Genomic DNA, 12,225 nt, shown 5'->3' on the forward strand with positions numbered 1-12,225 from the left:
GTGCTACCATCTACGCGGAGCCGGCCAGACGTCGTGTCGATGCGCCGGTCATCATGACGCGGACCGAGGTCGCACTCCTCACGCTCACTGGCGTACTGCTGGTCGCCTGGCTGACGACCGGCGCCGGTCGCGGCGCGCCCGGGAGCGCCGCCGTCGACCGTTCTACCGCCGCCGCAGCCGCCGACGACGCGATCAGCCAGGTGGTTCAGGCGCGCACCGGCGAACTGAGGATGCGCCTGAATGGCCCACCCCGGTTCCAGCCGGTCAGGCGGAACCCCTTTGCATTCGGACTGACGCCCCAAGCCTCCATCCGACGCGCACCGGCCGCGGTCGTGGCGCTCGCTGAGACCCGGCCGCCACGCCCGGAACTCGTCCTGTCGGGTATCGCCGAGGACGCAGGGCTCAGTGGACCGGTGCGTACCGCGGTGATCGCCGCGCCTGGTCAGCTGATCCTGGCGAAGGAGGGCGACCGCATCCTGTCGAGGTTCCTCATCGTCCGCATCGCGGCCGACGCCGTGCAGGTGAGGGATGGGGAGGGGGGCGAGGTCTTCACGCTCGCGCTGAAATAGCCGCGGGCTGCAGATGCGAGGATGAAGGCTGCGTTCGGCAGCCTTCATCCTCGCACGCTATCCAATAGTCCGGGGTGGTGCGTCTGGAATGCCGTCGCGTCGCTTCAGGCCGGCCAGCGGCTTGGCGATCTTCGCCGGGCACGGCTGTTTCCAGAGGTGCAGGTAGTCGAATACCAGCTGCCGCTTCATGAGCTGGATCGCGCGCGCGGGATCCACGCCTTTCGGGCACACCCGCGAGCACTCGCCGGCGAAGTGGCAGCGCCACGGCCCGCTCTCGCCTGACAGGGCCTTCTTCCGTTCGGAGAAGCCTCCGTCTCGGCTGTCGGCGTTGTAGCGATGGGCCTGCGCGAGCGGCATCGGTCCGGCGTACAGCGGGTCGGTGGCGTAGGTGGGGCAGGCCGCCATGCAGCACCCGCACTTGATGCAGTAGGAGAACTGCAGGTATGCCTCGAGTTGGTGCGGTGACTGCCAGTACTCGCCGGTCGGCTGCTGTTGCTCGTGCTCGTCGTCGCGGATGATGTGGGGCTGCGCAGCGACGTGTGCGTTGATCATCGGCACGAGGTCGGGCACGAGATCGCGGATCGTATTGAAGTTGGGGAGGGCAGCGAGCGTGACGAGCGCGGTGCCGAGCTCCGAGACCTGCGTGTTGCACGCGAGCCGGGGCCGCCCGTTGATGAACATGCCGCACGATCCGCAGACGCCCATGCGACACGAGGCGCGCCAGGCGAGCGTCGGCGACAGCTTCTCCTTGATCAGCTTCAGTCCTTCGAGCACCGTCATGCCGGCGACGTACGGCAGCGTGTAGTCGTCCCAGTGGGGCTCGGCGTCCGTCACCGGATCGAACCGGCGGATGCGAAAGACGACATCGGTCGGGGCAAACGTGTCAGCCATGGTGTCCCTCTCGAATAGTCCGGGCTAGGCGCCGCGCGCCAACGTGAATCCCGCCCAGGCCGCCCAGGTACCGACCGCGAACAGCACCACGCCCGCGACCACCAGCAGCCCGCTGAGCGCGCGTTTCATCCCCCCACTTGGGTTCAGCTCGAACACGATGTTCCGGAGCCCGTAGAATCCGTGGAACAGCGCCGCCCCGAGCAGCAGGACGTACGTCACCAGGAAGAATGCACTCTTGGCCCGGAAGATCACGTTCTCCCACCCTACCGGTTCACCCGGCGCCGGGTTGAAGACGCGGACGATCGGTTCGAGGTGCATGATCGTCATGTGGAGCCCGAGCAGGACCAGGATGATGGCTCCCGCGCCGATGTGCCACGTCCACAAGCGTTGGTCGCGCATGTCTCCTCCTAATCCAGGAAGCTGAACCCGCCGACGATGGCGAGGATGCCGGCGAGAATCATGACGCCGATGGCCAGCGGCCGCTGCTCGTCCACCGAGGTGCGATACGGATACACCGGCTCGATCGGCTGGCCAATCGCGAAGCCGAGCTCGACGAGCGCGAGCCGGATGCCGTTGAGGGCGTGGAACGCAAAGGCGGCAAACACCAGGTACTCGCCGACCTTGAACGGAGCGCCCGCGACGCTCCCCATCACGCGGTCCCAGCTCTCCCTGCCGAACGCGCGTGACGCGGTCACGCCGATGTGCATCACGAAATACGCGAGCAGCCCGAGCCCGGTCAGGCGGTGCAGCGCATACAGATAGCGCTCGAATCCCCACCGCCCGCCAACGAGCCAGCCCTTGAGCCCGAGACGATTCGGACGTCCCTTGTTCTCAATCATTGGTGGCCTCTTCCTCCGTGAATCCCGTCGGGCCCAAAACCCAAAGCCTGGAGCCTAGTATTTCCGCTCCACGGGCTTCCACTGATCGATTGCCACTGGCTTGTAGTCGAGCCGGGGTGGGCCGCCCGTGTACCACGCCAGCGTGTGCTTCAGCCACTGGTCGTCGTTGCGCGTGTCGAAGTCGCGTCGGGCATGGGCGCCGCGGGACTCCTCGCGGGCGATGGCTCCGACGATGGTCACTTCCGCGAGGTCGAGCAGGTTCTCGAGTTCCAAGGCGTGGAACAGGTTCGAGTTGTAGACTGACCCCTTGTCGTCCACCGCCGCCTGTTTGGAACGTCCGCGGATCTCGCGTACGACCGACAGACCGTGCGCCAACTCCTGGCCAGTCCGGAATACGCCGACATCGCGATCCATCATCGTTCGGAGTTCACGGCGCAGACCGTAGAGATTCTCCTTGCCCTGGCGCGTCATCAAGTCCTTGACGTGCGCCTGCCTTTCGGCGACGAGACGATCGGGGATCGGCGCTGGGTTGCCGAGCGAGGGGAGCGCCTTCACGATCTCGGCGCCCGTGATGCCACCCCAGACCAGGCATTCGCCCGTGGAGTTCGACCCGAGGCGGTTCGCGCCGTGCAGGGAGACCGCGGCCACCTCGCCGGCCGCCCAGATTCCGGCGATCCGCGTGAGGCCGTCGATGTCGGTCTCGACGCCGCCCATCGAGTAGTGCGCGACGGGCCGAATCGGGATCGGCTTCTCGATCGGGTCGAGGCCGATGAACTTGATGCAGACTTCGCGGATCAGCGGGAGTCGAGTGTTGATCCGCTCGGCGCCGAGGTGCGTCAGGTCGAGGTGGATGCAGGGGAGGCCATCCAGTCCGGGAATACCTCGGCCAGCTTCGAGCTCCATCTGTTCGGCGCGCGACACCATGTCCCGCGGAGCCAGCTCCATCTTGCTGGGCGCGTAGCGCTCCATGAAACGCTCACCCTTGGCGTTCTTCAGGTAGCCGCCTTCGCCGCGGCACGCCTCCGTCATCAGGATGCCGTTGGGCACGAGCCCCGTCGGATGGAACTGGAGGAACTCCATGTCCTCGAGCGGCAGGCCTGCTCGGTACGCCATCGCCATGCCGTCGCCCGTCACCGTCTCGGAGTAGGTGGTGAATCCATAGAGCGTGCCCCCTCCACCTGTCGCGATGAGCAACGCCTTCGCGCGCAGGATGACCGTCTCGCCGCTCGGCGCGTGGATGCCGAGCAGGCCGGCGAACCGGCCGTTCTCCACGAGAATGTCGGTGACGAAGAACTCGTCGTACCGCGTGAAGCTCTTGTAGCGCAGGAGCTGATCGTACAGCGTCTGCATCTCGAAGAACCCGGTCTTGTCCGCGGCGAGCGTCGCTCGTGGAAAGCTATGGCCGCCGAACGGCCGCTGCGCGATCCGTCCGTGTTCGTCGCGTGTCCACGGGATGCCCCAGTGATCGAGTCGGAGGATCTCGTCCGGGATCGCATGGACGAACCGGCGAACGACATCCTGGTCTGCCAGGAAGTCGGAGCCTTTGTTGGTGTCCCACGCGTGGAGGTCGATCGAATCCCCTTCCTCTGTGCGGAGCACCGCGGCCGTCCCGCCTTCGGCGCACACCGAGTGCGCGCGCATGAGCTGGACCTTCGACACGATACCGACGTCAACGCGGCCGTCGAGCCGCGAGCAGATTTCCACGGCGGCACGCAGACCGGCCAGCCCGGCGCCGAGAATGAGGACGTCGTGGGTCAGGCTCTGAGCCATCCGGGGACCTCCTTCGATCCGATCTGGGACCCGTTCGGACGAAACGGACGCTAGCAGCGACGACTCACACGAGCCGGTGCCGCACGATCACAAGAGAGCGCGGGGATTCTATCTCTCGACGCAAGGCGTTGCAAGGTCGCGTTTGGCTGGAGGTCGTGCGCCGATCGGCGAGGGCCAGGTGGCCGCTCTTCCGGACTGGCATTCTCCTGTTGACGTCGGCGAAAGCGTGAGACGGTCGCTGACAACATGGTACGTATCACCTCTGCACTTTCGTCATCGAGTTGGGTGAGAGAAGTGAGAGGTACCACATTCGGTCGAGGGTTGCCCCAGGATGGTGCAAACTGGAGAAACGCGCGGCTGGCGTGCAGGAACTGCGTCCTCGACCGGTCTTTTCAACAGGGTTTTCCACAGATTCTGTTGAAAGCCCGGTCGGGGTGTACGGGGAGGTGACCTATTTTCAGCGGCGCCACAAGGCACGCACGAATTCCCGACGGAGACACGCGATGTTGGCCATCGAAATTTCTTTTGGACACACCGCTTCGCACTCGCCTTCGTTCGAGCAACTGCCGAAGCCCTCGGCATCCATTTGCGCAACCATCGCCGCCACGCGACGTCTGCGTTCAGGGTGCCCCTGCGGCAGCAGGGCGAGGTGCGAGATCTTCGCGCCGACGAACAGGACCGCGGACGCATTCTTGCAGGCCGCCACACACGCGCCGCAGCCGATGCACGCCGCGGAATCCATCGCCGCTTCCGCCGCGTCACGTGGAATCGGAATACTGTTGGCCTCAGGGGCGCCGCCGACGTTGACCGAGACGTAGCCGCCGGCCGCAATGATCCGGTCGAACGCACTGCGGTCGACCATCAGATCCTTGTGTGGCGGAAACGCCTTGGCGCGCCAGGGCTCGACGGTGATCGTGTCGCCATCCTCGAAATGGCGCATGTGCAACTGACAGACCGTGGTCGCGTGTTCGTGGCCGTGCGGCACGCCGTTGATCACGAGGCTGCACATGCCGCAAATCCCCTCGCGGCAGTCCGAGTCGAAGGCGATCGGGTCTTCGCCCCTGCGGATCAGGTTCTCGTTGACGACGTCCAGCATCTCGAGAAAGGACATGTCGGGCGAGATGTCCTCGGCGTCATAGGGCACCAGGCGGCCCGCGTCGCTGCCGTTCACCTGGCGCCACACCAGAAGTTTGAGATTCATAGAGCCTACTTGTAGCTGCGCTGTGCCGGGCGAGCGTATTCGAACTCGAGCGGTTCCTGGTGTCGGGTTGGCGTCCGTTCTTCGCCCGCGTACTCCCACGCTGCCACATGAGCGAAATGCTCGTCGTCACGGAGCGCTTCGTTCTCTCCCGTCTGGAACTCCTCACGGAAGTGTCCGCCGCACGATTCGCGCCGTTCAAGCGCATCGCGCGTCAGCAACTCCGCGAACTCCAGGTAGTCGGCGACGCGGCCCGCATACTCGAGGGCCTGGTTGATGTCGGTGTCCCGACCGGGCACCGACACGTTCTGCCAGAACTCCTCGCGCAGCCGGGGAATGCGCGCGAGCGCCTGCTGGAGTCCGACTTCGTTGCGTCCCATCCCGACGTGGTGCCACAGCAGTTGTCCAAGCTCACGATGGATTTCGCGCGGTGTCCGTCGTCCTTTGATCGACAGCAGCTTGGTGAGTCGCGCGGCCACGCGGGCTGCCGCCTCGTCGAACGCGTCGTGGTCGGGGCCGACCTTGGGGAGCGCCGTGCTGCCGAGATACCCGGCCAGCGTCGACGGGATGACGAAGTAGCCGTCGGCGAGGCCTTGCATCAGCGCACTCGCGCCCAGGCGGTTCGCGCCGTGGTCCGAGAAGTTGGCTTCACCAGCGACGAACAGACCCGGGATGGTGGACATCAGGTTGTAGTCCACCCACAGGCCGCCCATCGCATAGTGAATGGCGGGGAAGATCCGCATCGGGACCTTGTAGGGATCTTCGTCCGTAATCTTCTCGTACATCTGGAACAGGTTTCCGTACCGTTCCCTGATGACCTCACGTCCCAGCCGGCCGATGGCGTCGGCGAAATCGAGAAACACCGATAGCCCCGTCTCACCGACGCCGTATCCTTCGTCGCAGACCATCTTGGCCGCGCGGGAGGCGACGTCGCGTGGTACGAGGTTGCCGAATGTGGGGTAACGGCGCTCCAGGAAGTAGTCGCGCTCGCTCTCGGGTATCTGACCGGGCGGTCGCCGGTCGCCCTTCTGCTTCGGCACCCACACGCGCCCGTCGTTCCGGAGGCTCTCGCTCATCAGCGTCAGCTTCGACTGATGGTCGCCGGACACAGGGATGCACGTGGGATGGATCTGCGTGTAACACGGGTTCGCAAAGAACGCCCCGCGCTTGTACGCTCGCCAGATGGCGGTCGCGTTCGAGTTCACGGCGTTGGTCGACAGGAAGTACGTGTTGCCATAGCCCCCGGTGGCCAGGACGACCGCGTGCGCCCCGTACCGCTCGAGCGCGCCCGTGATCAGGTTGCGGACGATGATGCCGCGCGCGTGACCGTCCACGAGCACCACGTCGAGCATCTCGCGCCGCGGGAAGATCGTCACCGTGCCCGCGTGCACCTGCCGCATCAACGCCTGGTAGGCGCCGAGCAGCAGTTGCTGGCCCGTCTGGCCGCGCGCATAGAAGGTGCGGGAGACCTGCGCCCCACCGAACGATCGGTTGTCGAGCAGGCCGCCGTATTCACGCGCGAACGGCACGCCCTGTGCGGCGCACTGGTCGATGATGTTGACGCTCAATTGCGCCAGCCGGAAGACGTTTGCCTCGCGCGACCGGTAGTCGCCGCCCTTGATGGTGTCGTAGAACAGCCGCTGGATGCTGTCGCCGTCGTTCTGGTAGTTCTTCGCGGCGTTGATCCCGCCCTGCGCGGCGATGGAGTGGGCGCGACGCGGACTGTCCTGGATGCAGAAATCGAGGACGTTGTAGCCGAGTTCGCCGAGCGTGGCCGCCGCGGCACCGCCCGCCAGCCCGGTGCCGACGACGATGACGGTGAACTTGCGGCGGTTGGCCGGGTTGACCAGCTTCATCTCGAACTTGTGACGGTCCCACTTCTCGGCAAGGGGGCCGGCGGGGACCTTCGAGTCGAGCGTGCTCGCGGGTGCGGCCGGCGCGGCCGTCGACGGCGTCATGGTCTGCCTCCGAAGAAGAACGCCCAGAACGGGATGACGATGAAGCCGCTGGCGATCAGGATCGCGACGATCTTGCCGAGCGCCAGGACATAGCGCGTGTAGCGCGGGTCATCGATACCAAGCGACTCGAACGAACTCGAGAACCCGTGCCACAGGTGGAACCCGACCAGCACCAGACAGATCTCGTAGAAGACGATGTGCAACGGGTCGCGGAAGAAGTCGATCACGAGGCCGTAGAGATCCCGCCGCCCCGCGATCTCGCCGGCCGGCCCGTACTTGAAGGCCCGGACGTGCAGGACGACGAAGACCGCTGTCAGCAGGCCCGTGTAGATCATCGTGGTCGAGGCCAGCGATTTTCGGCTCGGCGATCCAGCCCACCGTTTCTGCTCGTAGCCGGACGGCCGCGCCTGCCGATTCCTCCACCACATCATCACGGTTTTCCAGATGTGAAGGGCGAAGACCGCCGCCAGCCCGAGTTCGATCGGGATGACCAGCGGGTTCGAGATGAGCGCGTGAGCGTAGCCGTTGAACGTCGTCGGGCCCAGGAACAGCAGCGTGTTCCCAATGAGATGGACGACGAGGTAGAGGAACAGCAGCAGGCCCGTCACCGCGATCAACAGTTTCTCCGCCACCGACGACGAGAACACGTTCCAGCGCGGCGTCATGGGAACACTCCAGGGTCGGTCACCGGCGCGGGGGCACGCCTCTGACCCTGATGCTGCACGTCCCGCACGGACGAGAGGACGCGCGGATCGATTGTGATGAACAGGTGCCCGTTGGGTGGACTATAGTGCAAGAACTCCGTTCGCGCAAGAGCTCGAGCGTTCCGACCCGCGGCGCGCGTGATCAGCCTGCGACTGGCGGTGGCTTGACGCTGGACACAACGCTGGCTAGCATGGCTGCACTGTCGGCAGGTCATTCCATTCAAACAGGACGAGGACTGTGAAAATCCACGAGTACCAGGCCAAGGCCATTCTCGCGCGGCATGGCGTACCGGTCCCGCGCGGGGAACTGGCGCAGAGTCCCGCCGACGTCGAAGCCATTGCTCGGCGTCTGGGCGGCACGGTGGTGGTGAAGGCGCAGATTCATGCCGGCGGGCGCGGCAAGGGCGGCGGCGTCAAGCTCGCCAAGTCGCCGGATGAGGCTGTCGACATCGCGCGCCACATGTTCGGCATGCGCCTGGTCACGCATCAGACCGGGCCGGAGGGGCGGATCGTCAAGCGCATCCTCGTCGAGGAGGGATTGCAGATCGCGCGCGAACTGTACCTCGGCCTCGTGCTCGATCGGGCCGCCGAGCGACCGGTGATCATGGCGAGCCCGGCAGGTGGCATGGAGATCGAGAAGGTCGCGGCGGACACGCCGAACCTGATCTTCAAGGCGCACGTCGATCCGGCGACCGGCCTGATTCCGTTCCAGGCGCGCAGCCTGGCGTTCGCGCTGGGCCTCGGCGGCGCCGCGGTGGGCAAGGCAGTGAAACTCGTCGCCGCGGTCTACGACGCGTTCATGTCCACCGATGCCTCGCTGATCGAAATCAACCCGCTCATCGTGACGGCGGACGGCGAGCTGGTGGCGCTCGACGCCAAGATGAACTTCGATGACAACGCGCTCTTCCGTCATCCCGACATCCGGGAACTGCGCGACCTCGACGAGGAGGACCCGCTCGAGACCGAAGCGTCGAAGTTCTCGCTCAACTACATTCGCCTCGACGGCACGATCGGCTGCATGGTCAACGGCGCGGGCCTGGCCATGGCGACGATGGACATCATCAAGCTGGCCGGCGGCGAGCCCGCCAACTTCCTCGACGTCGGCGGCGGCGCGACCGCGGAGCAGATCAAGAACGCGTTCCGAATCCTCACGACCGACAAGAACGTGCGGGCCGTCTTCGTGAACATCTTCGGAGGCATCCTCCGTTGCGACATCCTCGCCGAGGGCCTCGTCGCGGCGGTGCGCGAACTCGGCGTGGCGCTGCCGATTGTCATCCGGATGGAAGGGACCAACGTGGAGAAGGGCAAGCAGATGCTCCGCGACAGCGGTCTGAACTTCACCACGACCGACGCGGTGGACCAGGCGGCTGCTGCCGTCGTGAAGCTGGCGGGAGGGCGCTAATGGCAGTCCTACTGGACAAATCGACCCGGCTGCTCGTGCAGGGGCTGACCGGACGCGAAGGGACGTTTCACGCGAAGCAGGCCGCGGAGTACGGGACGACGATTGTCGGCGGTGTGACGCCGGGCAAGGGCGGTACGATGCACGAGGGATGGCCCATCTTCGACACCGTCGAGCAGGCCGTCCGCGAGACCGGCGCGAACGCGTCGCTGGTGTTCGTGCCGCCGTCGGCCGGCGCCGATACGATCATGGAAGCCGTCGCCGCCGGCCTGCCGCTCGTCGTCTGCATCACCGAGGGAATACCGACGCTCGACATGATGCGCGTGGTGACCTTCATGCGCGGCACGGCGACGCGGCTCATCGGACCCAACTGTCCCGGCGCGATCTCTCCGGGCAAGGCGAAGGCCGGGATCATTCCTGGGCACATCTGCAAGGAAGGGCGCGTCGGGATTGTGTCGCGCAGCGGGACGCTCACCTACGAGGCCATACAACAGACGACCCAACTCGGTTACGGCCAGACGACGTGCATCGGCATCGGCGGGGATCCGATCATCGGGACGACGTTCGTCGACGCGCTGCGACTGTTCAACGCGGACGCCGAGACCGAGGCCGTCGTGATGATTGGCGAGATTGGCGGGACCGCGGAAGAGGAAGCCGCGGTGTTCATCGAGACGGAGTTCACCAAGCCGGTGGTGAGTTTCATCGCCGGCCAGACGGCACCGCCCGGGCGCCGCATGGGCCACGCCGGCGCGATCATCGCGGGCGGAAAGGGCACGGCCGCCGAGAAGATGGCGGCGCTGACCGCGGCCGGCGTCCGCGTCGTGCGAAGCCCCGCCGAGATCGGCGCGGCTGTCAAGTCGGTGCTGTAGCGCTGTCGCTCCGGGGGGCACGACCGTTCATCGACGGTCATGACTCCCGGAGTGACCATTTCCCGGGTATCGTCCCGCCGTCACCATCCCTTCGCCCAACCTGCTATACTTTCCTCATAATCCACCGAAAGTTCACGCCCGGTGCGCTCGGTCGGCGCACCGTGTACCCGAACGTGGGGAAGGCGAATGACACCTCCAGAGCTCGCTGTGCAGGAAGCGACAGCCGAACGGGCCGTGCGTCGCGTCGTGAACGACCTTTGCATCCAGGTGGCGACGGTCAACGGCTCGGGCAGCCAGACGGCCAATCTCGTGCTGCTGCGGGCCCTTTTTCAGATGGGCATCCCGGTCTCCGGGAAGAACCTGTTTCCGTCCAACATCGCGGGTCTGCCCACCTGGTTCACGATCCGCGCGAGCCGCCACGGATACATCGGCCGCAAGAAGGAAATCGACGTGCTGGTCGCGATGAACCTCGAGACGGCGCGCGAGGACGTGCTGGCGATGGAGCCGGGTTCCGTCGTGCTCTACGACGAGACGTTCAAGCTGAACGCCGTGCGCGACGACCTCATCTTCTACCCGGTGCCGTTCGACAGGCTCGTGGCGCCCGTCTGTCCCGACGCGAAGCTGCGGAAACTGGTCCGCAACATGATCTACGACGGCGTGCTCGCACGCCTGCTCGGCATCGACCTGGCGTACATGGACAAGGCGCTGACCAGGCAGCTCGCGAAGAAGGCCAAGGCCCTCACGCTCAATCAGGCGGCGCTCGGCGCGGGCTTCGAGTTCGCCGCTACCAGCCTCGAGAAACGCGACCCGTTCGTCGTCGAACCGATGGGGGCGACGGCGGGGAAGATCCTGGTTGAAGGCAACGCTGCGGCGGCCATCGGCGCCATGATGGCCGGGGTGACGGTCGTGACCTGGTATCCCATCACGCCATCGTCCAGCGTGTGCGAGACGCTCACCACCTACATGCGCAAGTACCGCATGGACAAGGACACGGGAAAGGCGACGTTCGCGATCGTGCAGGCCGAAGACGAGTTGAGCGCGCTCGGGATGGCGCTCGGCGCCGGCTGGATGGGCGCGCGGTCGATGACCGCAACATCTGGTCCCGGCATCTCGCTGATGTCCGAGTTCACCGGCCTCGGCTACTACGCGGAGATTCCGACCGTCATCTTCGACGTGCAGCGCGTCGGCCCGTCGACCGGGTTGCCGACGCGTACCGCGCAAGGCGACATCCTGTCGACCGCCTTGCTGTCGCACGGCGACACGCGGCACCCGATGTACCTGCCGTGCTCGGTGTCGGAGGTGTACGAGATGGCGATCGACGCATTCGACCTGGCCGAGCGCCTCCAGACCCCGGTGTTCGTGATGAGCGACCTCGACCTTGGGATGAACACCTGGATGTCCGATCCGTTCCGGTACCCGGACAAGCCGCTCGACCGCGGCAAGCGGCTGACGACCGACAAGCTCGCGGAGCTGGGAGACTGGGGACGGTACAAGGACGTCGACGGCGACGGGATTCCCTATCGGACGACGCCAGGAGACGGGCTGCCGGTGTACTTCTGCCGGGGGTCCGGTCACAACGAGCACGGACAATACAGCGAGCGGGCCGCCGATTACGTCGCCAACATCGACCGTATCAATCGCAAGTTCCAGACCGCGCGAGCGCTGATGCCACCCGCGGTCGTGGACGCGGTTCAGGGTGCACGGATTGGCATCATCGGGTACGGGACCAGCCATTGGGGAATCCTCGAGAGCCGCGATCAGTTGAGGCTCGAGGCGGGCGTCGAGTCCTCCTACCTTCGTCTCCGCGCGTTCCCGTTCGGACCGGAAGTCGCCGACTTCGTGGCAGCGCACGACCGGGTGTACGTCGTCGAGCAGAACCGGGACGGCCAGATGGCGGGGCTGCTCAAGCTCGACCTCGACGCGACGCTGCTCCACCGGCTCCGGAGCGTGCTGCACTACGACGGCATGCCGCTCGATGCCAGGACTGTGACCAACGAGATCCTGACGCAGGAAGGACGATAGGGCTGG

The 12,225-nt window shown here is 65.9% G+C and carries 11 protein-coding genes; 4 read left to right on the forward strand and 7 right to left on the reverse strand.

The genetic code is table 11. The annotated features are described in order from the left end of the window. Positions 1–53 precede the first annotated feature (53 nt). Positions 54–569, forward strand: a complete 516-nt coding sequence (locus VGK32_01835; protein ID HEY3380474.1) for a hypothetical protein — start codon at positions 54–56, stop codon at positions 567–569. A gap of 57 nt (positions 570–626) precedes the next feature. Here the strand turns inward: VGK32_01835 and VGK32_01840 are convergent, their stop codons facing one another. The 7 genes from VGK32_01840 to VGK32_01870 all read right to left on the reverse strand — a co-directional run bounded on the left by VGK32_01840 (position 627) and on the right by VGK32_01870 (position 7,890). Beyond that, positions 627–1,460 carry a succinate dehydrogenase iron-sulfur subunit gene (locus tag VGK32_01840; GenBank protein HEY3380475.1) on the reverse strand — a complete coding sequence of 278 codons (834 nt, stop codon included), beginning with the start codon at positions 1,458–1,460 and terminating at the stop codon, positions 627–629. A gap of 24 nt (positions 1,461–1,484) precedes the next feature. Next, the gene (locus tag VGK32_01845; protein HEY3380476.1) at positions 1,485–1,859 is read right to left on the reverse strand and encodes a hypothetical protein; all 375 of its coding nucleotides are present in this window, start codon (positions 1,857–1,859) and stop codon (positions 1,485–1,487) included. Positions 1,860–1,867: 8 nt separating this feature from the next. Next, positions 1,868–2,299, reverse strand: coding sequence for a hypothetical protein (locus VGK32_01850; protein ID HEY3380477.1), 432 nt, complete (start codon positions 2,297–2,299; stop codon positions 1,868–1,870). Positions 2,300–2,353: 54 nt separating this feature from the next. Beyond that, positions 2,354–4,069 (reverse strand): FAD-binding protein, encoded by a 1,716-nt coding sequence (locus VGK32_01855; GenBank protein ID HEY3380478.1) that lies wholly within the window; start codon positions 4,067–4,069, stop codon positions 2,354–2,356. 457 nt (positions 4,070–4,526) lie between these two features. Next, positions 4,527–5,270, reverse strand: coding sequence for a succinate dehydrogenase/fumarate reductase iron-sulfur subunit (locus VGK32_01860; GenBank protein HEY3380479.1), 744 nt, complete (start codon positions 5,268–5,270; stop codon positions 4,527–4,529). A 5-nt stretch (positions 5,271–5,275) separates the two neighbouring features. Beyond that, positions 5,276–7,225 carry a fumarate reductase/succinate dehydrogenase flavoprotein subunit gene (locus VGK32_01865; GenBank protein HEY3380480.1) on the reverse strand — a complete coding sequence of 650 codons (1,950 nt, stop codon included), beginning with the start codon at positions 7,223–7,225 and terminating at the stop codon, positions 5,276–5,278. After that, positions 7,222–7,890, reverse strand: a complete 669-nt coding sequence (locus VGK32_01870) for a succinate dehydrogenase cytochrome b subunit (protein HEY3380481.1) — start codon at positions 7,888–7,890, stop codon at positions 7,222–7,224. The genes VGK32_01865 and VGK32_01870 overlap by 4 nt, the downstream gene beginning before the upstream one ends. A 277-nt stretch (positions 7,891–8,167) precedes the next feature. Between VGK32_01870 and sucC the strand changes: the two genes are divergently transcribed. From sucC to VGK32_01885, 3 genes are all read left to right on the forward strand, one after another. Continuing rightward, the gene (gene sucC, locus VGK32_01875; GenBank protein ID HEY3380482.1) at positions 8,168–9,331 is read left to right on the forward strand and encodes an ADP-forming succinate--CoA ligase subunit beta; all 1,164 of its coding nucleotides are present in this window, start codon (positions 8,168–8,170) and stop codon (positions 9,329–9,331) included. Then, positions 9,331–10,197 carry a succinate--CoA ligase subunit alpha gene (gene sucD / locus VGK32_01880; protein HEY3380483.1) on the forward strand — a complete coding sequence of 289 codons (867 nt, stop codon included), beginning with the start codon at positions 9,331–9,333 and terminating at the stop codon, positions 10,195–10,197. Before sucC ends, sucD begins: the two co-directional genes overlap by 1 nt. A 186-nt stretch (positions 10,198–10,383) precedes the next feature. Then, a complete protein-coding gene (locus tag VGK32_01885; GenBank protein ID HEY3380484.1) occupies positions 10,384–12,219 on the forward strand; it encodes a 2-oxoacid:acceptor oxidoreductase subunit alpha in 1,836 nt (611 codons plus the stop codon). Positions 12,220–12,225: the final 6 nt, after the last annotated feature.

It is taken from the genome of Vicinamibacterales bacterium (assembly GCA_036504215.1).
GTDB lineage: Bacteria > Acidobacteriota > Vicinamibacteria > Vicinamibacterales > Fen-181 > FEN-299.